This is a genomic window from Pantoea anthophila (genome assembly GCF_006494375.1).
Lineage (GTDB): Bacteria > Pseudomonadota > Gammaproteobacteria > Enterobacterales > Enterobacteriaceae > Pantoea > Pantoea anthophila.
Window position 1 is genome coordinate 93,934 of the sequence record NZ_VHIZ01000038.1, and the last position, 24,689, is coordinate 118,622.

The window sequence follows — 24,689 nt, forward strand, 5'->3', positions numbered from 1 at the left end:
TGAAGAATTCGTAAAAATAAAATTACATTACCCATTTTGGGTATGACATCACCTGCATGCTTAACACATCAGAGCGGAAAAGAATGAAAAAAGTACTCGACCGGATTAATTTGCCAGCAAAATTCCTTTTACTGGGAGCCTTTGCACTGGTGCTGTTTGTTTTACCCACTTTTCTCTTTATTCAGACGGGCAACCAGCTCATTGACACCAAGAAAGTTGAACTCACCGGTATTCCGGTTGAGAAAAAAGTACTGCAGCTGCTGAGCCTGCTGCAGCGTCATCGGGCAGAAAGCGCCATCGCCATTGGCCAGAACAGAATGGATAACCCACCGCGTCTGGCGTTAGTGACCCAGATCAACAGCGTATCTGAAAGCATTGCTGCCGATCTGCGTCAAAGCAGTGAGCAGGCGCAGCCATTAACGCGTCTGGACCAGGTTAATCAGGAGTGGCGTCAACTGCAGGAGGATCTGGTTGGCGGACGACTGACGCTGGCGACCAGCCTGGCACGGCACACGCATCTGATCCAGGTTCTGCTGGAAACGAATCAGGATGTACTGGATTACTACCAGCTCTCACTGGATGCTGATTTGAATACCTACCAGCTGATCGTCAGTGTTTTTAGCCGACTGCCGCTGCTGACCGAGACGCTGGGTCAGATCCGTGGCGGGGGGGCTTCACTGATCGCCAGCGGTAACATCTCTGATGCCGATCGCAGTCGCCTGGCCTTCCAGATCGATAATGGCAAAACGGCGCTGTCACAGTTCAGCAGTAACATGGATAAGGTGTTCACCATTGAACCGGATCTCAAAGCGATGTTCGGCGAGCTGGCGCAGAATGCCAGACAGCAGGCTCTGAATGCCCTGCAGCAGGCTGAAGGGGCGATTGTGACCGGGAATGTCACGATTACGCCGGTTGAATATGTCCGTATCTTAACCGAAGCGATTAATCGCTATGGCATGCTGGGCAGTCAGAGCAGCAACCAGTTGCAGATACTCCTGCAGTCACAAATCGATGAGCGCCGACATGCACAGTATCTGTTGCTGTCCGGCCTTCTGGCGATTGCCCTGCTGGCGATCCTGCTGGCCGTGATGATCACCCGTTCGGTCACGCGGCCGGTCAGAGAGGCCGTGGAAGTCGCCAGTCGCGTCGCCGCCGGTGATCTGACGGCAGAGCTGACCGTGTCCGGCAGCAACGAAATGGCTGAGCTGCTGAATGCCCTGATGCAGATGCAGCAGCGTCTTGCCCAGCTGGTGTCCGATATCAAAGGCAACGCCGCGACCATCGCCAGCTCGTCGGAAGAGATTGCCCGCGGCAACGGCGACCTCTCGTCACGCACTGAAGAGCAGGCGGCGTCCCTGGCGGAAACGGCTGCCAGCATGGAGCAACTGGCGTCCATCATGCAGCAGAATGCCGAGAACACCCGCTTTGCCTCTGAACGCGCGGATTCTGCGACGCAGGCGGCCCTCTCCAGTGGCTCGGCCATGGATTCGGTGATGGAAACCATGCACAAAATCCGCGGCAGCTCGGGACAAATTGAAGAGATCACGTCGGTAATCGACAGCATTGCTTTCCAGACCAACATTCTGGCACTGAATGCGGCGGTTGAAGCGGCGCGTGCCGGAGAGCAGGGTAAAGGCTTTGCCGTTGTTGCCTCAGAGGTGCGGGCGCTGGCACAGCGTTCAGCGACAGCAGCCAAAGAGATCAAGAGTCTGATTGAGCAGTCGGTGCTTCATGCGCAGGAAGGGATCACGATGGCCCGGAACGCAGGCGACAGAGTGAAGCAGAGCGTCAGCGCGATTGAACAGACTTCTCAGCTGATGCGCGATATCTCCTCCTCCACGGAAGAGCAGACCAGCGGCATTTCGCAGGTCAATATTGCGGTCAATCAGATGGATCAGGTCACCCAGCAGAACGCCGTGCTGGTTGAAGAGTCCGCTTCTTCTGCGGATGAACTTGCCGGGCGGGCTGTGCAGTTGCGTACCCTGGTCGCGCTGTTCAAAACGGCCTGATAAGACCGGAACAGCCGTCGCCTGACGGGGCGGCTGTTCGGTTACTGTGTCACGCCTGATGATCCTGCAGACAGGCGAGATACTTCTCTCCCGATCGCATCACCTTCTCTTTCGCCTGCTGAAGGATATCCTGACCTTCAAAGGCGCCATAAAGCTGTCCGAATGTCACACCCGAGAGCCGCTGCAGAATGTCACCAACCGTGGCCGCAGAGAGCGGCAGCATGTTCGGATAGCTCCACATAAACGATACGCCATGCGCACCCGGCGTCACCTGCAGAATATCACCCGCCAGAATGATCCCGTCGCCTTCGTCCCGGTGCAGCACGCAGCCACCCGGGAAATGCCCCCCCAGCCGTAACAGCGTCACACCCGGCATCAGCGTCAGCGAGTCGCCCTGCCAGAGCCGGATATGCGGGCTCTCCCGGACGATCCACTGCCGATCACGGGCATGCAGATGAATGGGCGCGTTAAACGCCTCCGCCCACTCCTGCATCGTGGTGTAGTAGTGCGGATGTGAAATCGCGATGGCATCAATGCCACCCAGCGCCGCGATCAGCGTAAAGGTGGCATCATCAAGGTTGGCAAGGCAGTCCCACAGCACGTTGCCCTGCGGCGTCCGCAGCAGAAAAGCGCGCTGGCCGATGGCAAAAGCGGGCACGGTTTTAAAACTTAACAGCGCCTCACTGTGTGCCGTCCATTTATTGGCATGGCTGGCGCGCAGCTGGTCGAACGGGATCCAGCCCTGACCCGAAGCCGGGATATACTGACGTTCATCCTCACAGATTTTACAGTGCTGATGTGTGACCGAAGCAGGATAGGCGGTGCCACAGGCGGTACATAACAGGGTCATGATGTTCTCCTTTGTCTCGATCAGGGTGATGCGCACCCGGCGGCGCCTTTATCGCCTCAGGGCTGACGGCGCAGGGTAATCCGGGTCAGCTCCGAGGGGCGGCCCAGCCTGATCGCCATGCCAGGCCAGAGCGCCGTGCCGTTGTTGACATAAAGCTGCATTCCGCCGACCTGATAAAGCCCGGAAACAAAACCGGCGTTGGGTTTTGCAAACAGGCGATCCAGTCCCACAATCAGACCTCCGTGCGTATGGCCGGAGAGCTGCACATCGACACCCTGTGCGGCGTTCTCGCGGGCATGACGTGGCTGGTGGTCCAGCAGAATAATGGGGGCGTTTTCGGGAACCTGCTCCAGCGCACGGGCCAGATCGGGGCCGGTCGACTTTCGGCGCGGCGCGGAGGCGTCGGGCAGACCCGCAATGACCAGGCTGGCTTCACCGCGCTGAATCACCGTGTGGCTGTTAAGCAGCGGCTGCAGCCCCAGCGAAGCCAGATGCGCCGTCCAGATCGCCTGATGAAAGAAATATTCGTGATTGCCGGTGATGGCCCAGACGCCGTCGGGCGCAGCCAGACCGTGCAGTGGCGCAACATCATGCCGCCGGTGTTCCAGGCTGCCATCGATCACATCCCCCGTCACCACAATAAGGTCGGGCCGGAGGGACATCGCCCGCTCCACCATGGCGCGGGTCCAGACAGCATTAAACAGTCGCGTGATATGCAGGTCGGTCAGTTGCAGAAGCTGATAGCCATCAAACTCAGCAGGCAGATTCGGCAGGAACAGCGTCACCTCTTTGACGGGAGGCACCCGTATTGCCTGCTGAACCCCGAAAGCCGCCACCCCCATCGCCAGCAGGACGGTCAGATAGCGCGCATCGGGCGACAGCGGCAGCGGATGTCGCAGCAGCAGGGCAAGCAGCATGACAGCATCCAGCACGATCTGAAACACGGCCAGCAGCAGCACGGTGCCGTAAGCCCAGTTAAACAGAATGATGATGGCGCGGGGCATCTCGGCCGAGAAGATCCCGCCGGATGTGAAGCGACTCACCAGCAGATATTGAGAGGCCAGCAGCGCCAGTGCAGAGAGCAGGATTTTTGCGGACAGGGGCAGGGACAAAGGAATAATGACGCGGGCAATGACATACCAGCTGGGTAAGCTGAAAATCAGGTGAAACATGGCAATCTTCCGGTGAGGCGCTGACGGTCAGCGCAGGCAGTTTAGAGAGGATAGCGAATGAAACCGTTTTAGCACGGTAAGGTATAGGATGAGTTTGCCAGGTCTGCTTCACGGCAGGTGCTCTGGCCGTGTTCAATCCGGCGCAGCGGGCCGCCTGGCCGGGACGAAAAAACCCGCGTGACCAGCACGCCGGCCACGCGGGTAACATCAGGTCTCACCCTTTGCAACACGCGGGATCAGCGCAGAACACCCGACGTTGTCTGCGTCTCCTCCGTCACGCGCGTCATGGCGATCGGAATGCTTTTGTAAGCCGGAATGCCGCTCTGCGTGTCGTGGCTGTCGAGCGGCACCATCACGTTGGCTTCCGGATAGTAGGCCCCGACCGATCCGGGTGCCATATCGATAATCACAATTGTCAGGTTTTTCATCTGGCGGGAGGTAGGATTGCCCTCCGGGTCCAGCGCCATCAGATCGACACGGTCGCCCACCCGCAACTGGCGTTTTTCCGCCTCTTCGGCATTAATAAACAGCACATCACGACGGCCTGTGACGCCACGATAGCGGTCGTTCAGCCCATAAAGGGTCGTGTTGTACTGGTCGTGACTGCGCAGGGTGGTCAGCACCAGGTCATGGCATTTCAGCGATCGGGGATCTTCATTGATGCCCTGCATCACTTTGAACTGCGCCTTACCGGAAGGCGTCTGCCAGACGCGTTCTGATGCGGCGTTATAGAGCCGGAATCCACCCGGATGCTTAATCCGCTCGTTGAAGTTTTCGAACGCCGGAAAGACCGCTTCGATGGCGTCACGGATGCGGCTGTAATCGGCTGCCATCGCGGACCAGTCCACCACGCTGTCTGGCAGGGTCGCTTTCGCCAGCGCGGCCACCAGTGCCGGTTCCGATTTAAGATGCGGCGATGCCGGATCGAGCGAGCCACGCGAGGCATGCACCATGGACATCGAATCTTCCACCGTCACACTCTGTGCGCCCGTTGCCTGCACATCCGTCTCCGTGCGGCCCAGCACCGGCAGCAGATAGTTATGCCTGCCGAGCAGCAGGTGTGAGCGGTTCAGCTTGGTCGCCATATGCACAACCAGATCGAGATTGCGCATCGCCGGGAAGGTGACCTGTGGATCGGAGATCGCTTCTGCCAGGTTACCACCCAGACAGAGCAGCGCTTTGGCTTTGCCATCGCGCATCGCCTTAATCGCCTCAACGGCACCATGACCATGCTTCTGCGGCGGCCGGAAGCCAAACACTTTCTCAATACTGTCCAGCAGCGATTGCGGCGGGATCTCTGTGATGCCCACCGTGCGGTCGCCCTGAACGTTGGAGTGACCGCGTAACGGACAGATACCCGCACCGGGTTTACCGATGTTACCGCGCATCAGCAGCAGGTTGGCAATCTGCTGCACATTCTGGGTGCCGTACTGGTGCTGAGTGATCCCCATGCCGTAGCAGATAATCGTGCGTTCAGCGCTGGCATAGAGCCGGGCAACGTGCTGGATCTCTTCACGCGTCATCCCTGAAACTTTCAGGATATGATCCCAGTCGGTGCTCTCCAGGTCGGCTTTCAGCGCGTCGAAGCCTTCGGTGTGCTGGGTGATAAACGCCTCATCAATGACGCCCGGTTTGCCTTGACTCAGCGCTTCTTCATGCAGGGTCAGCAGGATTTTCATCACCCCTTTCAGCATCGCTGCATCGCCGCCCACTCGTACTTTGTAATAGGTTGAGGCCAGTTCAGTCGAGCTGAGCGACAGCATCTCTATCGGGCTTTGCGGTGAGGTAAAGCGCTCCAGACCGCGCTCCCGCAGGGGGTTGATCGCCACAATCGTGCCACCGCGCTTGGCGACTTCGCGCAGCGTCCCCAGCATGCGTGGGTGATTCGTACCGGGATTGTGACCAATGCATAACACCAGGTCACAGTGGTCGAAATCCTCCAGTTCAACCGTGCCTTTGCCGACGCCGATGGACTCCGGCAGTCCGACGCTGGTGGGTTCATGACACATGTTTGAGCAGTCGGGGAAATTATTGGTGCCATATTCGCGGGCGAAGAGCTGCCACAGAAACGCGGCTTCATTTGAGGCCCGGCCGGAGGTGTAAAACTCCACGCTGTCCGGGTCTTCGTAACTGCGCAGGTGTTCACCAATCTCACGAAACGCGGTTTCCCATTCGATGGGCTGATAGGTGTCAGATGCGGCATCGTACTTCATCGGATGCGTCAGGCGGCCTTCACCCTCCAGGTGCAGTGCGCTGCGCTCCCATAGCTCTGTCACCGTATGGGCGGCAAAGAAGGCGGGTGTGGTGCGTTTGCTGGTCGCTTCCCATGACACCGCTTTTGCCCCGTTTTCGCAGAACTCAAAGGACGAGGCATGTTGCGGATCCGGCCAGGCACATCCCGGGCAGTCAAAGCCCTGCGGCTGGTTAACTTTGAACAGGGCGATAACATCCTGTTTTACAGACATCTGGCCGCGGATAGCATCGGCAACCGCCTTTAATGCACCCCAGCCTCCGGCCGCGCCACCATAAGGGGCAATGCCATTTGTGCGATTTTGCTCTTTCATAATGCTCCACATTGTCTCTATTGTTATCGGCTAAGTCTGGTACAGAAAACCGTTAACCGCGTGGATTCTGGCTAATATGTCGCGAAATTCTTTCTCAAAATGTTTCTGTGCCCGGCGCACCATCCTTTTCAGCTCGAAAATAAGCAGAGCGCCGCGCTGTTTTTGTCGGGAAATAAGCGAGGCGGACTGTCATGACTTAACAGGAATGTCGTGCGTAATTTAAGCCTTGTAAGGGTTGATATCGCTCTTGAATTTTTAACTGACTGTTTTTGCGAATTTTAATAGAAGCGAATAGCGTGGAAAGTACCCGGAAATTAATTGGTTTCTGATAGGGAAAGTTGTGTCGATAAATTTTATGACCTGTATTAAAGCGGCAATAATATTCACAGCCGCAGAAGGGCAATATCAACAGAAGGTGCAGCGTGCCTGTTCAGCGTAAATATGACGGCAGCGTATTCTTGTGTTGCGCGCCTGCCGTAATGACAGAGGCGGTTGCTCAGGCTATATCTTCACGATCCCCGCGCGTCGTGGGATGCGAAATAACCAGAAATTCGACCGCGCCATCACCGTTATTCTGCGCCTGATGTGCAGATTGCGGGGGGATTTCGATACCCTGTTGCGCGCTGATATCCTGCACGGTGCCGTTAAGCTCCATCGTCAGCACCCCGCTAAGGACAAAGAAAAACTGTCTGGACGCCGCATGATAGTGCCGTTTCTCACGCGTGCCGGGCAGCATTTTTTCGTGAATGATTAACATATCCTGGCGGTTGACCAGGTACCAGCCGTCGCAACCGTCACCCCACTGATAATGTTCCGCATTCTCTTTTGAAATCATCGTTCTGCTCCGGCGTCGTCGCTCATCTTCTCTGGCTGACTATAGCTGGCCAGGTAATTGATTTTCAATCATTTATTTCAGCCATCGTTTTCTTCCTGCGCAGCCTGATATTCTGAGTGGCGAGCGCCCGTTGGCAATCTGGCGCATGATCGCTGGCGATGAGTGGCAGCATGCCACGGAGGATAAGAGATGCAGTGGTGTAATCAGGCGCAGTCTGACATCCGTCTTGAGTGGGGGCCCGCGGCCGTCGGTTACGTTGCTCAGGATGTGGACTGTATTGTGATCGTTGACGTCATGTCATTTTCCACCTGTGTCAGTCTGGCGGTCGACCAGGGCGCACAGGTTTATCCGTACCCCTGGAAAGATGCCTCTGCGTTGACGTATGCAGACAGCATCGGAGCAAGGGCAGCCAGCCCTGACAGGCTGAGTGGTACGGGCGGTTTCAGTCTCTCTCCGGCGTCGATGCGAAAACTGGCCGCGGGCGAAAAACTGGTGCTTCCCTCTCCCAATGGTTCAGCGATTTCGTTCCTGGCGCGGGAGAGTGGTGTGACGGTATTCAGCGGCTGTTTCCGGAATCTCTCACTCACTGCCAGAGCCTGTCGTGACTTCCGGCGCGTCCTGGTTATCCCCTGCGGCGAGCGGTGGCCTGACGGCACGCTTCGCCCTGCGATCGAAGACTATCTGGCCGCAGGCGGCATTATTGCCGCTATCGGACGTGACCGCTGTTCCCCGGAAGCACAGGGGGCGGTCGCCGCCTGGCAGCAGATGAATCCGCTATCCCTTCGCGAGTGCTCTTCAGCCCGGGAACTTCAGCAGCGCGGGTTTGGTGAGGATGTCGATCTCTGTCTGGAGGTGGACAGCGGGCAACAGGCATGTCAGTTGCAGGGTGATTTTTATACCGCCCGGCAGTGAAGGATCTGAGCCTGTCAGTGCGCGTTCAGCGACCCGACAGGCGGGAAGGGCAGGGGTTACTTCTTCTTATTCATCATCGATTTCAGGTCAGCAAAAGGATTGTAGGTGGCTTCACCGACATCCTTTTGTGCATCCTCGCCTGCCACGACGCGGGTGCCATACTGGTCAGCTTCGGTATACTTCGAGTGCTCATGGTCATGACAATAGAGACACAACAGTTCCCAGTTACTGCCATCTTCCGGGTTGTTGGTGTGGTCATGGTCAATATGGTGAACCGTCAGTTCACGCAGGTTTGAATAAACAAACTCGCGCGAGCAGCGACCACACACCCAGGGATAGAGTTTGAGTGCTTTTTCACGGTAGCCGCTTTCAAGCCGCGCATAGTTTTTAGGGATTAAAGCCATTGCCGAAAGTACCTGTTATGCAGAGAGGTTCACGAGAGTGCTGCCAATATATCCCACAATCGGACAGAAGAAGAGATCATCCTCTGCTGTTGTGAAGGAGTGGGTGAAAAGAGCCATTTATTTCAATCGCATAGCCGGAATAAATGGCTGTTTCCCGCTTTGCTTACGGCGTTCTACTAAATGTAATGCAGAACACCATAAACGGCCCAGAAAATGGCGTTAGCACCAAGATAAGTCCAGCACCCCCAGTAGGCTATGGGTTCGCGGCGAGTACGGAGTTTAGGCAGAAAGGCCAGTAAATAGAGTGCAGAGGCAATAAGCGAAACGAAATAGAAAAATTTCATCGTTCTCTCCTGATTAATATCCTTTATTTCAGGATAGTCAGGACTGACTATTTTGCGCGGTGCTTCATCACAGGAGTGCTCACCCCTCCCTCTGCCAGCCTGTATCGGCAACATTCAGAAGGAAACAGAGCGAAACGGCGGAGTGAGAACACCGGACATTGTCGGCAGAGATGCCACTCCATGGCGTACAAACTCCTAAAGCGCTTTATTCAGAACTACTTAGAAGGACGGCGACTAATCTTGCCTCCTTTCCGACCCGCTTCCCTGGCTTTTTCATGATCATTCTTGAAATTGCCCCCACTGACCTTGCCTCCTGCACTGCCAGCTTCACTCGCGCGTTCTGGATCGTTGGCAAAATTACCGGCACCACCTCTGTATTTCTGTTGTGTCATAGAAAGACCTCCTATCAGTGTTCCGTAAGATAAAAAGGACTAGCTAGCCACAGCAGGAAGGATAGTCGTCCGCTTCGTTTAAGCAAAGGCAGACGATGAATTCCTTGATAAGTGGAGGGTTAATGAATGAATTTTTAGCGCCGGCAGGGTCATGGCAGTTGAACTACGCTTAAAAGCCTGACGAAAAAGGAGAACGCAATGCGTAATGACACCTTAATCGACACGCTGGAGCTGGGTTCCGGTGGACAGAAACAGAAATATGAAATTTATGGTGATGATGACCAGATGCCCACTTATGCCGTGATCTACCGGCAGCAGGGTGATAGCTGGCAGGCCCTGGAGGAGAAGCTTACTTTCGCTGCGCAGGATGAACAGCAGGAGGCAACAGGAGCAATGGGCTACGGCTCCGGCGATACATTGCCAGATTTGCGCGATCTGCCCGCTGAAGCGCGGGCGCGGTGCGAAGAACACTGGCAGGAGCAGAACGAAAGGTAGAAGGAAAGTGTGCCGCTAAGTTCCTGAAACCGTGCGGACACGTAATTTATCCGGATGCGGCGGAAGAGAAGCCTGCGCAGCTTTATATCTTCCTGGCCTGCCGCTGTCCGGGGTTACATTATGCTAATAAAATGTAACAAATTCATTGATTAAACCACCTGCAGCAATCGTTAAAGGTTTTCCCACTACGGGCGATAACCCATAGGCGTTGAGCCCGCCGATCATTGACGAAACCGGTACTCAGCGCCGAGTTCTGAACGCGAACGGACCTGCATTTAGCCCTCCTTTTACACACCAGTAAACGCAAAATTTATGCGTAAGTTAATCTTATAAAAGCGAAAATAATAATATGTCGATCATCAAGACGATCAAAAGTCGCCTGCCTGCTGCGCGTCTCCGGCGTAGCAGCCAGCCTGCAAATGGCACTTACGATTGCCGTGCAATGCCTGATTCACTCTCTTCCATCGGCCTGAGCGCACGCGCGGGCGGGATCCTGATGACCTTTGTTCCGCCTGAGGCGGATTTCCGGCGCGTCAGTCAGGCCTGGCAACGCTTTACGTCTGCCGATCTGACGGTGCTGACACTCTCCTCGAATGGCGCGCTGAGCAGCAGCCGTCCACAGAGCACTTACTGTGAGGGGAATGGTCCGGAAGGGAGCTATCTCTGGCTGCCGGACACGCTGATCGCCCGTCATGAGACGCACATTGTCGATCTTCACGTCGCCGATACGCAGACCGCCAGCCAGCGCATCAGCGCCATCCAGCAGGAGCTGGCGCGATTGCCGGTGCGGATGCCGCTCTCTGCCGACCGTACTTTCGCCATGATTTACTGTGACGGGCTTTCCGCATCAGAAGGTTTTCTGATGCAGGCCTGGTACAACAGCGGCCGCTTTCCCTGCCTGGCCATTGGCGGTTCAGCGGGCGGCCGGATTACCTTTGATGGCACCTGGATCGGTGTCGGTGGCAAGGTGCTGCAGGGCAAAGCGGTGATCGTTTTCTGCCAGATGGCGCCAGGAAAATCCTTTGCGCCGTTTAAAAGCCAGAACTTTACGCCACGCGATCAGAGCTGGCTGATTGCTGAAGCTGACCCGGTCGCGCGTACCGTCACCTCGGTATTTAACCGTCACGGTCAGCAGCAGCCCTTTGTTCCGGCGCTGTGCGAACACCTCAACTGCAATGAAGCGCAACTGGCCGAGCGGCTGAAAGGGCTGACCTTTGGCGTTAAAGTCGGGGATGAGTTTTTTATCCGCTCCATTGCCAAAATCGAATCCAGCGGCGTGCAGTTTTTCTGCGACCTTGAGTTTGGCGACCGGCTGTTCCTGATGCAGGAAAAAGATTTCCAGCAGACGACGCAGCAGGAGTGGCAGGCGTTTACCGCTCAGCATGGTAAACCGGCGGCGATTCTGATGAATGACTGTATCCTGCGCCGCGTCGGCAATGCCGACAAGCTGCACAATGCCCATTTCTTTAAAGGGATTGCCGCCGCCGGTTTTTCCAGCTTCGGCGAAATTCTGGGCGTGCCGATCAACCAGACGCTTTCGGCGCTGGTGTTCTTCAATCGCGATGTGAAAGCCATGAGCCAGTTCCCGGTGGAGTATGCCGGTTATGCCGCGCATTACGCGCAACGCGGTCTGCGTCGCTGGGAAGCACTGAACAGCATCCAGACGCGGGTGCTCAATCGGGTGATCACCTATCAGCAGGCACTGACTCCGCTGATGGAAGCGCTGCCGGTGCTGGAACTGGCGACCCAGAGCCAGGGCGAAACCCTGAGCCTGGCGGAGAGCAGTATCCGTAACATCAGTAACATCGCGACGGAAAGTCAGCAGGCACAGGGCCGGCTGGATGAGGGGCTGGACGATCTGGAGAAAATTTCTAACGGCATCAACGACATTACGCACGGCATCAGCAACATTGCTTTCCAGACCAATATTCTGGCCCTGAATGCGGCAGTCGAAGCGGCGCGCGCAGGCGAGGCGGGACGCGGCTTTGCCGTGGTGGCGGGCGAGGTTCGTCGGCTGGCGCACTCGTCGAAAGAGCAGGCTGAAGCGACCGCGAGTAACATCAGTGAGGCCGTAAGCACCATCTCACGTATCCGGCTGGTGGCCAGTGATTCAGCGCAGACCGCCGCGCAGATGGCAGAGCGCAGCATCAGCGCAGCCGACACGCTGGCTGCCATGAATCAGCAGACGCGACATGAGCGCGCCGATATTGCGAAGCACCTCGGCAGCCTGCGTGAACTCACGCAGGGCATGGACGCGATGCAGGAGGCAGTAGCCCAGCTCAAGGTGCTGCAGACGCTCTCCGGCGCACAGGTTAAAGGCTGATTTATCTCGATAAAATGTAAGAAATTGCGATATAAGCGCATCGGCCAGGCAAGCCGCGCCCGCAGTTGTTACACTTGTCGGTGATTAACCACGCAGAGGTATAAATGAAAATCAAAAGTTATGCAGCCATGCAGGCTGGCCAGGCCCTGGAACTCTATGAGTACGATGCCGCCGAGCTGGCAGCCGAAGAAGTTGAAGTCGAGGTCGAGTATTGTGGCGTCTGCCACTCAGACCTGTCGATGATCGACAACGAATGGGGCATCTCTCAGTTTCCGGTGATCGCCGGACACGAAGTCATCGGCCGGGTCTCTGCCCTGGGTGATGCGGCTAAAAACAAAGGACTCTCTGTCGGTCAGCGAGTGGGCATTGGCTGGACGGCAAAAAGCTGTCAGCACTGTGATGCCTGTATCAACGGCGAACAGGTTAACTGCCAGCAGGGCAGTATCCCGACCATCATGAATAAAGGTGGTTTTGCCGAGAAGCTGCGCGCTGACTGGCAGTGGGTGATCCCGCTGCCGGAGAAGCTGGATGCAGCGACCGCGGGTCCCCTGCTGTGTGGCGGGATTACCGTCTTTAAACCGCTGCTGATGAGCAACATTACTGCCACCAGCCGCGTCGGCGTGATTGGTATCGGCGGTCTGGGCCACATTGCGATCAAGATCCTGCACGCGATGGGCGCCGAAGTTGTGGCCTTCAGTTCAACGCCGGATAAGAAGCAGTCAATCCTGGATATGGGTGCTGACGAAGTGGTTAACAGCCGCGACGCTGAAGCCCTGAAGAAACAGGCGGGTCGTTTTGATCTGATCCTGAGCACCGTCGCTGTCGACCTCGACTGGAAGCCCTATTTCGCTGCGCTGGCTCCTCAGGGCAAATTCCACACCGTGGGTGCTGTGATGAAGCCGATTGAAGTGAGTGCTTTCGAACTGATCATGGGTGACAAGGCGGTGACGGGGTCGTCCACCGGTTCGCCAGGCCAGCTGCGTTCCCTGCTGCGCCTCGCTTCCCGGGCTGACATTGCCCCTCAGGTTGAGTATTTCCCGATGTCTGACATCAATAAGGCGCTGGACCACGTTCGTGCCGGTAAAGCCAATTACCGTGTGGTACTGAAAGCCGATTTCTGATGGAAGCCTGGATAATCAATGCCGCAGCCTGCTGCGGCATTTTTTTATCTTCATTGTGTGACTAATCCCTCTTCCAGAGCCGCGGCGATGACGTCATCTGCTGTGACGCCGAACCAATTTTCTGTCGGACATGCCCGATGACGACGGTGCCAGGCGGCAACCATCTGATAGCCCAGCGTATACCCATACCAGCGGCGATATGCACCGGTGCCGAAGAACCAGGCTGAATGGTCGTACCGGGCGCTTTGCAGCGTCGTCAGGGGGACCGGGTTAGCCTGTAATTCACTGAGCTCGATGGCACACTCCCAGGGTTCTGCCGCTGTTTCCAGCAGCCAGCAGACAAACTGACCGGCCAGACCTTCGCTGACTAATGCTTCCCCCAGCGTCCAGCCATACCCGGGCCCGCGCATGCGCAGACAGTGATGGACCTCGTGCACGATCTGCCGCATCAGCCTGCCATTTTGCAGCTCCCGGGACAGGTTCGGGTTTGCCGGATCAATGGCCATGCCGAACAATGTCGAACTGTAAGCCCTGCCTGCAAAACCTGTTTCAGGTATCACAGCCTCCGGTACACACTGAATTAATATATCCAGACGTGGAACGTCTGTTACGCACGAGAGATGGTGGAAGGCGGTTTCAGCTTCCCTGACGATAACCGATTCGTACTGCCTGACCTGACCTGATGCCTCCAGCCAGTGCAGTTTCCAAAGATGGTTCACAGGGAACTCCTTTCAGGGGGATAGTCATTTCTCTATCAGGCAGTCTGGCCTAATCCTGTCGAATCTGAAAGCGATGCCTTTTATCACTGACAGGAGGGGCTGAAAACTTCGACGGGTATCGCATCAGGTATCGACTGCTGTCCCGATATTCTCGCCAGCACGATGACATTGCCATCGTGCTGGCGCATGGTGGTGCCGACTTATGGGGAAGGTAGTCAGGCACAGTTTCTTGATTGACCGGTGTTTAATAACATACGCGGCGGGATGGGGCATGACCAGGGTAAGGATCAGGGCCTGGTCATGCCTGAATACCGCGATCGGCTGCAGCGGGCAACCAGCGTAACGGCAGTACGTTCACCCTGATCAGATCAGGAAATCATCCAGCGACTGACCCTTATCAATGGCTGTTTTGATCACGCTGGGCGTCCGGCCCTGACCTGTCCAGAAGTGAACCTGGCCCTGAGCATCGCTGTAACGGTATTTCGCCGGACGCTTCGCCCGTTTCTTTTTACCGGGAGCCGGGGTCGGGGTGCTGTTGACCAGCTCCGCCGGATCAATGCCTTCTTCCTGCAACAGCTCCTGGTAGAAGGCCAGTTTCTCCGCCTTCTCACGCGCCTCTGCTGCCCGCGCATTTTCCTCTTCGCGACGCTCGTTCACCACGGCCTCTAATTTCTGATGTAACTCTTCCAGCGTGGCCACAGTCAGATGGCGTGCCTCGGCGCGAAGCGTGCGGATATTATTCAGGCTGTTCAGGTTCTTATTCATACAAAATTCTCAAATACTCAAGTTAATCAATAAAGTGCAAATTTTTCAGCGGGCAAGGGTAACACTGACCCGCATGCCATTTGAAGTCTCTCTGTAGATTTATGCACTGCTTTTCCGGTTTTGGGTGTGTTCCCTGAGTTGACCCGACGTAATATAAAAGCGAAATCTGCTGATAAAATAGCGATTATCGCTATCGAAAGGGGATTGCGGGATTTACATTTTTGCCGGGGGATAACTGTGCTTAAATCAGTCAACAGGTTTTATTAAGGACAGGCATGAAGTTTCGCCGTAAAAATGATGAGACAGCGTCAGGGATTTCCCCCCTTCTCAGAAGCATTACGCTGTCAGGCGTATTGCTTGCTGTCCTGGTGATTGGATCCGATCTCTGGTCGTTGCGTGAAGACTGGAACAACACCGTCAGGAAAGTTGAGGATACGGCGGTCAACCTGTCGCTATCGCAGGCGCGCCAGGCGGACGATACGTTTTTACAGACCGAACTCTCTTTGCGTGAATTACAGCGCGAGCTCGAAAAGCAGATTGCGACGAACGGGGTGGATGGCCGGGGGCTGAGCGAGACAATGCGCCTGCTGCAGAGCCGTCTGCCTCAGCTTCACGGCCTGTTTTACTATGATGCGCACGGTAAGTGGATAGCAACTTCCATGAACCGTATCCCGCCTGATATTAATAATGCCGATCGCGAATATTTTGCTTATCACCGCTCCAGTCTGCGAAACACTCTGCATGTTGGCCCGGTGCTGCGCAGTCGCACCACGCATGAACTGGTGATTCCGGTGACGCTGCGTGTTAATGATGCCTATAATGGGTTTCGCGGCGTTTTACTGGCCACCATCAAAGTGGACTACTTCCGCCGTTTTTACAGCTACTACGAGCTCAGTGAAGGGGATGTACTGGTGCTGATGCTGGCAGACAGTACGGTGCTCTACGCCCGGCCAATGCCGGATAGCTACATCGGTAAAAACCTCTCGGTGAGTCCGCTTTTCCTGAAGATGCTGGCGAATGCCGACAAAGGCAGCGGTCAGTGGACCGCCGCACTGGATGGTAAACAGCGCATCTTTGGTTTTGTCCGATCGCAGCGCTATCCGCTGGTGGTTGCCGCCGGGTATGACAAACGCGCCCTGTTTCAGCACTGGCTCAGAGGCTGGGTACAGGATCTGATACTGAGCCTGATCCTGCTGGCCGTTATCATCTTACTGGGTAACTTTGTACTGCGTCAGGCACGGCATACGCTGCGGTATCAGCGTGAGCTGACCCGACTGCGCGATGAGCTGACCGCAGCTAACCGCTCCCTGGAAAATCTGGCACACAGTGATGGCCTGACTGGCGTGGCCAACCGGCGCTATTTTGATCAAATGCTGATGCAGAGCCTGCAGAAGGCGGCGCTCAGCGGCGAGCCTGTATCACTGATTCTGTTTGATATCGACTATTTCAAACGTTACAACGATACCTATGGCCATGTCGCCGGTGATGATTGTCTGAAAAAAGTCGCTGCCGTGCTGGCACAGAACACGCGGCGTAAAAACGAACTCACGGCACGCTACGGCGGAGAAGAGTTTGCGATTATTCTGCCGGATCAGCCGCTGTCAGCCGCGCTCCATCTCGCTGAAACCCTCATCGAAGCCGTTAATCAGCTTGATATTCCGCACCTCACTTCTGAACTGCCGCAAAAACATGTCACGCTGAGTGCTGGCTGTGCTGTAAGCCTGGCGGCTGACTCTCCGTCAGCGCCTCAGGCGTTGATAGCGCGCGCGGACGAGGCTCTGTATCGTGCAAAACGGGCAGGGCGAAACCAGGTTATGGGTGAAGAGCAGTAACGCGGAGGATCAGCCATTGAGGGAGCTAATGTGATGTCAGGAGGGTGTGGCAGACATGCATGACGGGGTTAGTTTCATCGCGTTTCGCTAAACAACAGGATGCAGAAAACCCGCCGGGCAACGCCGGGCGGGTTTTGATAAACGCCTGCCGGATTAAATCAGGAAATCGTCCAGCGATTTACCTTCATCAATGGCAGCTTTAATCGCAGAGGGGGTACGGCCCTGACCGGTCCACTGCTTAACTTCGCCATTTTCATCGGTGTACTGATATTTGGCAGGGCGGGGCGCACGCTTTTTCTTCTCTGTCGGCGCAGTCTGCATACCATTTAACAGCTCGTTAGGATCGATACCTTCCTGCAGCAGTAATTCGCGGTATTTTGCCAGTTTTTCTGCTTTTTCACGATTAGCCGCTTCTGAAGCCTGCGCTTCTTCACGACGCTCGCTAACGACAACGGAGAGTTTTTCCAGCATTTCTTCTAAAGCAGCAAGATCAAGTTCGCGAGCGTTAGCGCGAAGGGTACGGATATTATTCAAGCTATTGAGAGTGTCACTCATCAAAGTCACCATAGTCATGTTCAGATAATAAAATACAGAGCGGGTTCACGCTGATGCTTTTCGTCAGACCTGCTTTTTTAGGATGCTTGCCTTCGAAGAATCAAATACAGAACCTGGAGTTCAACACAGCCATATTAATCGCTTTCTGAGAGAGTTGAAACTCTATTTAGCGCATCAGCGTTAAACAAAAGTAAATTTATGCATTTTTACCCTTTTCTCACGTACGCTGTCAAAAAAAACCTGTCAGCCCTCATCGGATAATTCAGTCTGTTACCAGACTTGTTCGCCATTTTTCAAGCGAAGCCGTGTGCTCTCAGATTAGGTTCATGAGCAGGAAAAGATAAAATTATTTACACCGGGCGTCAGATAAACGGCGAATGCTTATCCTGTCAGGAAGGGATAAGCTGTGAAAATCCTTATTAAATAACGCCAGAGCGGTTAATTCCAGGCCGCCTGGTTAGCCCGGTTTTATTTGTAACGCACTGTATTTGATTAATTTTATTTGGAGTGGCCTGGTGCTGTTAACATAATCAGGATGCGGATAGTTTACTAAACGTCGTGCCGTTTGGCTTTAATACGTTACGCGAATACGTGCTTAAACCGATGGACATAACTTAAGCGGAATCATGCGAGGCTAATCCGTTCTTCAGAGAGTATTTACGGTTCTAATTACTCTGCATACAGGCACAGACTGGATAACTAAGTGCATCAGGGGGCGCTAATGTCATCGTGCGTAATATTATCTGACGGTATTATTGCACAGGATGCATTAAACGTGGCACATCATTGCTGTCTGAGGTGGGTGAGGATCTTATGATCAGCATCGTAAAAACATTGCAAAGCGCACAGGTATCGACAGCCTGTTGCATGACACCCTGCAAAATACCGCCCCTGACTATCCGCTAACCTTAGCGGGCATTAACAGAGTCCGATGGTTGCCTGATGTAATTAATTTGCCTTTAAGAAGCGCACAGTTTAACGCTGTATATAACTGCCAGAATACAGACGTCGATACCGGCTCAGGCTTTGATATGCCCGTCTCGCCAGATAATATGGTCAGATTTTACACGTTTATAAACAGCTGAGACCGTTCTGAGTCTGACGATGACATCATGGATCAGGTGTTCCGGAAAACGTTGCGCTGTCGGGTTGAGCTACACTCAGAGAACAAAGGGGTTAACAGCAGCGTCAGGATTGATTAGGCGGGGGAGTAACGTGTTTAAGGGGAATAAAAAGTCATTACCGGTTCGTTACTGTCAAATGTGCAAAAAACCGATGAGCTGGCGGAAAAAATGGGAAAGATGCTGGGAGGAAGTGAAATATTGTTCTGAACGCTGCCGACGCGCGGCGCATGCACAGCGCAGGGATCAGACAGAGAACGATCCTCTGTAAAACGTTATAACGGTGAAACAGAACGGGCCAGAAGGCGTTCTCCCGGCCACGCCTGTCATCAGATCATCACTGCTGAACCTCAATCTGTTGCCAGCCCTGTCTGAACATACAATCTTTCACCAGGATTTCGCGCTGACTTTCGTTCGCGTCACTGGTGGAGTAGTCGGTATCCGTTGTTTTATGCTTGTCGTCGTGAGACGTGTATTTGCCACTGACAATGTTATCAGGCGGCAACTCACGCAGCGCCTGAGCCTGACACGCGGTTTCTGCCATCATCTCCTGCTGCTCAGAGGCATCAGGTTTAACCCATTTGTACTGAACGCATCCGGTCAGACAGAGAGTGAAGAAAAGTAACAGGAAAGGTTTCATCATCTGTTTCTCAGCGATTATTAAAAAGTCATACCGCTAACGACATACGTGGTTTTAACGCCGGCGGCTATAATTACTGGCCCAGTCTCCAGGCTATAGCCCGTTCCTGTCTGAGCAATCTCAACGTCATCTATCGTCTTTTATCCACTGACTGTCCGGATAGATACTGCTGGAGGAGTGGCCCGTCTCTGCCTTAAGGGTGGTGAAGTGTTTACCCTGTTCTGCGTTGAGGCCTGTCGCCATTGCAGAGGAAGAGGCACACAGTGCTAAGCCAGGACCGCTCAAACAACATTCCATCGAATCTGTTTTCCGTGAAGTCAGAGGATGAGGTAACTCTGCTCAGTGCAGAAAAGGCCTATTTTTGTACAATTTCCTTAACATCATGCTGCTGGAGCTGATGCATATTTCCATCTGTATCTTTATAGGCAATCATGCCGGTCTCTTTGTCTTTAGCCGGCTTGCCTTTGGTGGTAATCATGTGACCATCCGTGGTTGAGATGATGTAACTCCCGGAGCAGGCAGCCAGTGACATGGCTGAGAGCATCATGGCAAGGATAATGGCACTTCTGTGGATAAAGGCTGAGGATTTCATAACCGTTCCCGTATATTGCTGTTTAAAACGATGCCGTATTATGTTTTCGCATTCTTAAACGACGTGATAACAGTAGGGCATTCAAAAGATTTACGTGAATTAAATTGATCTGGATCATTTATAACAAGCCGAGTCCCCTCTCTTAACGGCAGCCTTATCCAGCCACTACAATCCGCTTTAAATTCTGGCAGAACAATGACGCCGAAGAGTACACACGCTTATGCTTGGCGTTATGCAAAGATTTCGCATCGGGATAAAGCCTCAATGTAATTGCACGTTACTATTGGATTTCAAATTAACCCTATATTGCTTCTCACCTGAGTGGTTCTTTTTTACATAAATCGCTGAGTCATTCAGGCGTTATAGCCGACTCAAGGGGAGGGTATTTGCCGAATCAGGGCGAATTTAATGATGTTACTTGCTTAACAGCCCGCGAGGGATTACGTTTTCAAAGACAATTTAAAGAGCAGGATATAGCACCCATAACAGCATCCTGGCACTTATACCGGATAACCGGAGCCACGACGGTCTGCGCCCTGATGTGCAGGCGGAAAAGAAAGGCCAGATTATTTGTCATCAACCCTTATGTTAGTTACAACAACCAATAAGAGCTGGCAGTATTATCCGGGCGAGCCTGCGCCCCGCTGCCCCTCTCTGGCAATTATCATCGAGCTGTTCTGAAACTCCGAGTGCCCTTTGACAAGCCGCCCCGCACGGCCCGGAGGGCCGTAACAGCTGTTTCTGTAGTATATGTATGATGTAACTAAATGCACGGGTGGATGTCAGATCAGATATAACGGCCAGTCAGTAAACCCACTGCTTAACTTAAATAAAAGGTTCCTGAGGCGTCAGAAACCTTTTCCGGTATCACGCGGTCAGATAATGCAACGATTTGCCCATTGCGCAGGCCGAATCAACTGACCTGAAAAGCAATAAAAAGACCGTTATTGAACCAGGTCACTTTCTCGCCCGCCTCGTTGAGCATCCATCCGGCTTCACCCATAGACGAATTGTTCCAGCTTTTGTATTCAGTCGCGCTGGCCAGACCGATAGCATTAATGGTTTTAGCGGCACGATTATAATTGAAGCAGCAATCTGAATTCAGGCCAGCGTCATTCCACATCCCAAGTAACTCTGCGTAGCCGATATCAGCACCGCTGACGCTTTTCGCTTCTGATATATTTAATAAGCGCATATTAACTCCCTCAACATTTAAGTTACATTAAATAGGTATCGCGGCGTCATTTTATCAAAAAAGTCTTTTTTCACGCTGCTGGTCCAGCAGATTATCAGGCCAGAATAACGATTAAATTTTTTCAAAGAAAATAGCTAATCGAACTGCTTCGATTGACATTTTTGCAGGCACACGATATCCCTTTAAAAAAGGGAACCAGGTTTATTGTAAGTTAAAAAGGTGAACAGAACGTGAGTAATAAGAGCATGACGCGTTGAGCCTTGTGCCCTGTGTTTAAATAACGCCTGTTGTAACTCTGCATCGTTGCTCATGCGCCTCTGGTAGTGAACATGTCCCTATTTCGGAGTCAGGGCAGATGAAGACAAACTATACCCCTACACCTCATGACGCTATGTTCCGTCAATTTCTGACCCAGCCAGATGTTGCCCGTGATTTTATGGAAATACATCTTCCGGCAGAGCTTCGGGAAATATGGGATCTCAGCACACTCACGCTGGAATCCGGTTCGTTTGTCGAGGATGACCTCCGGCAATATTTCAGCGACGTGCTTTACAGCCTTAAAACACGCGCTGGCGACGGTTACATTCATGTTCTGATTGAGCATCAGTCTACGCCCGACAAACATATGGCCTTCCGTCTGATGCGCTATGCGGTGGCGGCCATGCAGCGTCATCTGGAGGCGAAACATCCGACGCCCAATCCTTTGTTCGCGAACTGGCACAGCGTGTGCCGCAACACGGAGACGCACTCATGACCATCGCACAACAACTTGAGCAAAAAGGCATTGAGGAAGGGATTCAGATTGGCAGAGAGAAGGGCCATTCTGAAGGTGAACGCGACGCAACCCTGAAAATTGCGCGGACGATGCTGCAGAATGGCCTCGACCGCGATACCATCATGAAGATGACCGGCCTGACCGATGAGGAACTGTCACAAATCCGCCACTGAGTTCGCCTCATCGTCCCTTTAATCCCGCTGAATTATCCCTTTTACAGCCTGTTGAACTGCCGTTGACCCTGACGGCCATTTTCCCCTGCCTGTCCGATGTCAGATCAAAAATCGAAACGCTTATCATTTGTAGAATAAGTGCTTCTTACTCAGAGGCAGAACAGGGTATGGCAATTAACACAGGCTGCTCCTACCGGATAGTGGGCTATCAACCCTCGGTCAATTCCACCTGGCGTCAGAAATTACTGACGATGGGTATGCTGCCGGGCGCAGTGATTGAAGTTATTCGTGTCGCCCCCCTGGGTGACCCGGTACAGATCTCAACCCGTCGTGTCACTCTGGCGGTGCGACAGGGTGACCTGGACGCAATTATTCTGGAGGAAATCGTCTGATGAAAAAGATAACCATCGAGCTGATTGGTAATCCTAACACCGGTAAAACAACGCTGTTTAATCAGCTCACTGGCGCCCGCCAGCGGGTGGGGAACTGGGCGGGCGTCACAGTTGAGCGTAAGGAGGGACAGTTCTTTACGGCCCGGTCAGATGTCCGGCTCATCGATTTACCGGGAACCCGCTCGCTGACAACCCTATCTGCCGAAAGCTCCATCGATGAAAGCATCGCCTGCCAGTACCTTTATCAGGAGCATGCCGACATCGTGATTAACGTCGTCGATGCCTCCCGTCTCGAAAGCAACCTGTTCCTGACGCTTCAGCTACTGGAGCTGGGGCTGCCCTGTATTATTGCCCTCAACATGCAGGATATCGCCGCCAGCCAGAACATCACTATCGATACGGAAGCCCTGTCAGCCCGGATGGGCTGTCCGGTCGTTTCACTGACCTCAACCCGGGGTGACGGCATTGCACAGCTTAAAGCGTTAATCGATGAACCGCAGGTTTATCGCGCACCGGAGCAGGTATGCTACCCGGCAGCGATTGAATCGGCCATCGGGCAGCTATGTCAGCAGATGTCCGCCACAACAGCGCCACAGAAACGCCGCTGGCTGGCCTTACAGTTGCTGGAGGGTGATATCAACAGCCTGAAGCTTTGTCCGGAACTGGAAGCCCACTTACCAGAAATCACGCAGCAGGTGGGTGAAGAGGCGGGCGTACAGATTGCCGACTATCGTTATCGCGCCATTAATGCAATCTGTGCGGCCGTCAGTCATAGCGATCAGGCCGCGCCCGCGAATCTCACCAGCCGTATTGATCAGGTTGTGCTGAACCGCTGGCTGGGCATTCCGATTTTTCTGGCGGTGATGTATGTGATGTTCGTGCTCTCTATCAATATCGGCGCCGCCTTGCAGCCGCTATTCGACAGCAGTTCGGTGGCGATATTCATTCATGGTGCACAATGGCTGGGTGCGGTCTGTCACTTCCCGGCCTGGCTGACGGTGTTTCTGGCGCAGGGGATCGGGGCTGGCATCAACACCGTGCTGCCGATTATTCCGCAGATTGGCCTGATGTTCCTGTTCCTCGCTTTTCTGGAAGACTCGGGCTATATGGCTCGCGCCGCCTTTGTGATGGATCGGTTGATGCAGTCACTGGGCCTGCCGGGCAAATCATTTGTGCCATTGATTGTCGGCTTTGGCTGTAACGTGCCGTCAGTGATGGGGACACGCACGCTGGACACGCCGCGTGAGCGTCTGCTGACGGTGCTGATTGCGCCATTTATGTCATGCGGTGCGCGGCTGGCGATCTTTGCGGTTTTCGCTGCGGCATTTTTCCATGCACACAGCTCCAGCCTGGTTTTCTCCCTCTATCTGCTGGGGATTATCGTCGCGGTCGTAACCGGGCTGGTACTCAAGCATACCCTGCTGGGAGGTGAAGCCTCACCGTTCATCATGGAGCTGCCGGTCTATCACCGGCCCCATCTCAAAAGTCTGCTGCTGCAGACGTGGCAACGGCTGAAAATGTTTGTGGTGCGGGCCGGGCAGGTCATCATCCTGGTGAGCATGCTGATTGGTGTACTGAGCAGTTTTGCATTCAATGGCCAGCTGGTGAATGACATTAACCACTCCGCACTGGCTGCGACCAGTAAAGCGATTACGCCGGCGCTGCTACCGATAGGTGTCACACAGGATAACTGGCAGGCAACCGTGGGACTGGTGAGTGGCATTATGGCGAAAGAGGTGGTGGTGGGCACACTTAACAGTCTTTACACCACCGAGGCGATTCAGAGCAGCCCGTTCGATCCGCAGGCTTTTGACCTGGGAGGTGAGTTAAAAGAGGCGCTGACTGAAACCTGGACTGGCTTAAAGGCTGCGTTCAGGATCGATGCACTGGCGCATCCCATTGAAGCCAGTAAAGGTGATGGCGACATGGCGTCCGGCCCGATGAGTGTGATGTCGGATAAATTTGGCAGTGGGTTTGCCGCCTATAGCTACCTGATTTTCGTCCTGCTCTACATTCCCTGTGTCTCTGTCATGGGAGCGATTGCACGCGAAGCAGGCAAGAAATGGATGATGTTCTCCTTTTTCTGGGGACTGAACATCGCCTACACCACGGCGACGCTCTTTTATCAGGCGGTCACGTTTGCCCGTCATCCCGCATTCAGCGCAATCTGCATCTTATGTGTCGTGGTGCTGAATGTCATCATTCTGCTGGCACTGCGCAAAGCAGGGAATCGTGTGCAGAACATCCCCATCATGTTCAGGGAGGAGAGAGGGCGTTGTCAGGGCTGCCACGGCAATTGTGATAAGCAGGGCGGATATGCCTGACCCGATCACCCGGTGATAGCGTCAGTTAATGACCAGGGGCAAGGCCGGAGATCTGAATACAATGGCGGCGACGCGTCAGGAAACGGCGAAACCGCCTGTTAATCAGTGAGATGGTTCAGGAATAAAGCCCGAAAAGTGCTGTCCCGTACCGGTTTACTCACAGGCTGTCCACTTTTTCTGTGGAT

Annotated in this window: 21 protein-coding genes and 1 pseudogene; 10 read left to right on the forward strand and 12 right to left on the reverse strand. The window is 54.2% G+C overall.

The genetic code is table 11. The annotated features are described in order from the left end of the window. Window positions 1-83 precede the first annotated feature (83 nt). Window positions 84-2,009, forward strand: coding sequence for a methyl-accepting chemotaxis protein (locus tag FJW00_RS09430; RefSeq protein ID WP_009093266.1), 1,926 nt, complete (start codon window positions 84-86; stop codon window positions 2,007-2,009). A gap of 49 nt (window positions 2,010-2,058) precedes the next feature. On the opposite strand, the gene FJW00_RS09435 is transcribed toward FJW00_RS09430, so the two are convergent. The 4 genes from FJW00_RS09435 to FJW00_RS09450 form a co-directional block, all read right to left on the reverse strand. After that, a complete protein-coding gene (locus FJW00_RS09435) occupies window positions 2,059-2,859 on the reverse strand; it encodes an MBL fold metallo-hydrolase (RefSeq protein WP_140923804.1) in 801 nt (266 codons plus the stop codon). A 56-nt stretch (window positions 2,860-2,915) separates the two neighbouring features. Continuing rightward, window positions 2,916-4,031 (reverse strand): metallophosphoesterase, encoded by a 1,116-nt coding sequence (locus tag FJW00_RS09440; RefSeq protein ID WP_140923806.1) that lies wholly within the window; start codon window positions 4,029-4,031, stop codon window positions 2,916-2,918. A 236-nt stretch (window positions 4,032-4,267) separates the two neighbouring features. Further along, entirely contained in the window at window positions 4,268-6,595 is a 2,328-nt protein-coding gene (locus FJW00_RS09445) for an FdhF/YdeP family oxidoreductase (RefSeq protein WP_140923808.1), read from the reverse strand. 496 nt (window positions 6,596-7,091) lie between these two features. Then, window positions 7,092-7,430: a cupin domain-containing protein gene (locus tag FJW00_RS09450; protein ID WP_140923810.1), complete on the reverse strand. Its 339-nt coding sequence runs from the start codon at window positions 7,428-7,430 to the stop codon at window positions 7,092-7,094. Window positions 7,431-7,619: 189 nt separating this feature from the next. On the opposite strand from FJW00_RS09450, the gene FJW00_RS09455 reads away from it, so the two are divergent. Continuing rightward, the gene (locus FJW00_RS09455) at window positions 7,620-8,342 is read left to right on the forward strand and encodes a 2-phosphosulfolactate phosphatase (RefSeq protein WP_140923812.1); all 723 of its coding nucleotides are present in this window, start codon (window positions 7,620-7,622) and stop codon (window positions 8,340-8,342) included. Between the two features lie 56 nt (window positions 8,343-8,398). Here FJW00_RS09455 and yajD read toward each other — a convergent pair whose 3' ends face one another. Continuing rightward, window positions 8,399-8,746 carry an HNH nuclease YajD gene (yajD, locus tag FJW00_RS09460; RefSeq protein ID WP_009093119.1) on the reverse strand — a complete coding sequence of 116 codons (348 nt, stop codon included), beginning with the start codon at window positions 8,744-8,746 and terminating at the stop codon, window positions 8,399-8,401. Window positions 8,747-9,305: 559 nt separating this feature from the next. Then, entirely contained in the window at window positions 9,306-9,482 is a 177-nt protein-coding gene (locus FJW00_RS09465; protein WP_009093122.1) for a con-10 family general stress protein, read from the reverse strand. A 198-nt stretch (window positions 9,483-9,680) separates the two neighbouring features. Here FJW00_RS09465 and FJW00_RS09470 point away from each other — a divergent pair, with 198 nt between their 5' ends. From FJW00_RS09470 to ahr, 3 genes are all read left to right on the forward strand, one after another. After that, window positions 9,681-9,977: a hypothetical protein gene (locus FJW00_RS09470; RefSeq protein WP_140923814.1), complete on the forward strand. Its 297-nt coding sequence runs from the start codon at window positions 9,681-9,683 to the stop codon at window positions 9,975-9,977. Window positions 9,978-10,326: 349 nt separating this feature from the next. After that, the gene (locus FJW00_RS09475) at window positions 10,327-12,300 is read left to right on the forward strand and encodes a methyl-accepting chemotaxis protein (RefSeq protein ID WP_140923816.1); all 1,974 of its coding nucleotides are present in this window, start codon (window positions 10,327-10,329) and stop codon (window positions 12,298-12,300) included. 104 nt (window positions 12,301-12,404) lie between these two features. Beyond that, window positions 12,405-13,421 carry an NADPH-dependent aldehyde reductase Ahr gene (gene ahr, locus FJW00_RS09480; RefSeq protein WP_009093125.1) on the forward strand — a complete coding sequence of 339 codons (1,017 nt, stop codon included), beginning with the start codon at window positions 12,405-12,407 and terminating at the stop codon, window positions 13,419-13,421. Window positions 13,422-13,471: 50 nt separating this feature from the next. Here the strand turns inward: ahr and FJW00_RS09485 are convergent, their stop codons facing one another. Both FJW00_RS09485 and FJW00_RS09490 read right to left on the reverse strand, forming a co-directional pair. Next, a complete protein-coding gene (locus FJW00_RS09485) occupies window positions 13,472-14,140 on the reverse strand; it encodes a DUF2268 domain-containing putative Zn-dependent protease (RefSeq protein ID WP_181405373.1) in 669 nt (222 codons plus the stop codon). A 363-nt stretch (window positions 14,141-14,503) separates the two neighbouring features. Beyond that, on the reverse strand, window positions 14,504-14,905 hold the full coding sequence (locus FJW00_RS09490) for an H-NS family histone-like protein (RefSeq protein ID WP_140923819.1): 402 nt from the start codon (window positions 14,903-14,905) through the stop codon (window positions 14,504-14,506). Window positions 14,906-15,180: 275 nt separating this feature from the next. Here FJW00_RS09490 and FJW00_RS09495 point away from each other — a divergent pair, with 275 nt between their 5' ends. Next, window positions 15,181-16,737, forward strand: a complete 1,557-nt coding sequence (locus FJW00_RS09495; RefSeq protein ID WP_140923821.1) for a sensor domain-containing diguanylate cyclase — start codon at window positions 15,181-15,183, stop codon at window positions 16,735-16,737. Window positions 16,738-16,890: 153 nt separating this feature from the next. Here the strand turns inward: FJW00_RS09495 and FJW00_RS09500 are convergent, their stop codons facing one another. Further along, entirely contained in the window at window positions 16,891-17,292 is a 402-nt protein-coding gene (locus FJW00_RS09500) for an H-NS family histone-like protein (RefSeq protein ID WP_009093130.1), read from the reverse strand. 1,215 nt (window positions 17,293-18,507) lie between these two features. Here FJW00_RS09500 and FJW00_RS22685 point away from each other — a divergent pair. Then, window positions 18,508-18,684, forward strand: coding sequence for a DUF2256 domain-containing protein (locus FJW00_RS22685; RefSeq protein WP_009093131.1), 177 nt, complete (start codon window positions 18,508-18,510; stop codon window positions 18,682-18,684). Between the two features lie 66 nt (window positions 18,685-18,750). Here FJW00_RS22685 and FJW00_RS09510 read toward each other — a convergent pair whose 3' ends face one another. The 3 genes from FJW00_RS09510 to FJW00_RS09520 all read right to left on the reverse strand — a co-directional run bounded on the left by FJW00_RS09510 (window position 18,751) and on the right by FJW00_RS09520 (window position 20,840). Beyond that, window positions 18,751-19,056 carry a hypothetical protein gene (locus tag FJW00_RS09510; RefSeq protein WP_033736866.1) on the reverse strand — a complete coding sequence of 102 codons (306 nt, stop codon included), beginning with the start codon at window positions 19,054-19,056 and terminating at the stop codon, window positions 18,751-18,753. 352 nt (window positions 19,057-19,408) lie between these two features. After that, window positions 19,409-19,645 carry a YgdI/YgdR family lipoprotein gene (locus FJW00_RS09515; RefSeq protein ID WP_009093133.1) on the reverse strand — a complete coding sequence of 79 codons (237 nt, stop codon included), beginning with the start codon at window positions 19,643-19,645 and terminating at the stop codon, window positions 19,409-19,411. 913 nt (window positions 19,646-20,558) lie between these two features. Next, on the reverse strand, window positions 20,559-20,840 hold the full coding sequence (locus FJW00_RS09520) for a hypothetical protein (RefSeq protein ID WP_009093134.1): 282 nt from the start codon (window positions 20,838-20,840) through the stop codon (window positions 20,559-20,561). 355 nt (window positions 20,841-21,195) lie between these two features. Here FJW00_RS09520 and FJW00_RS09525 point away from each other — a divergent pair. From FJW00_RS09525 to feoB, 3 genes and pseudogenes are all read left to right on the forward strand, one after another. Next, window positions 21,196-21,788: pseudogene (locus FJW00_RS09525) on the forward strand (Rpn family recombination-promoting nuclease/putative transposase). A gap of 167 nt (window positions 21,789-21,955) precedes the next feature. Beyond that, the gene (locus FJW00_RS09530; RefSeq protein ID WP_140923825.1) at window positions 21,956-22,180 is read left to right on the forward strand and encodes a FeoA domain-containing protein; all 225 of its coding nucleotides are present in this window, start codon (window positions 21,956-21,958) and stop codon (window positions 22,178-22,180) included. After that, a complete protein-coding gene (gene feoB / locus FJW00_RS09535) occupies window positions 22,180-24,504 on the forward strand; it encodes a Fe(2+) transporter permease subunit FeoB (RefSeq protein WP_140923827.1) in 2,325 nt (774 codons plus the stop codon). Before FJW00_RS09530 ends, feoB begins: the two co-directional genes overlap by 1 nt. Window positions 24,505-24,689: the final 185 nt, after the last annotated feature.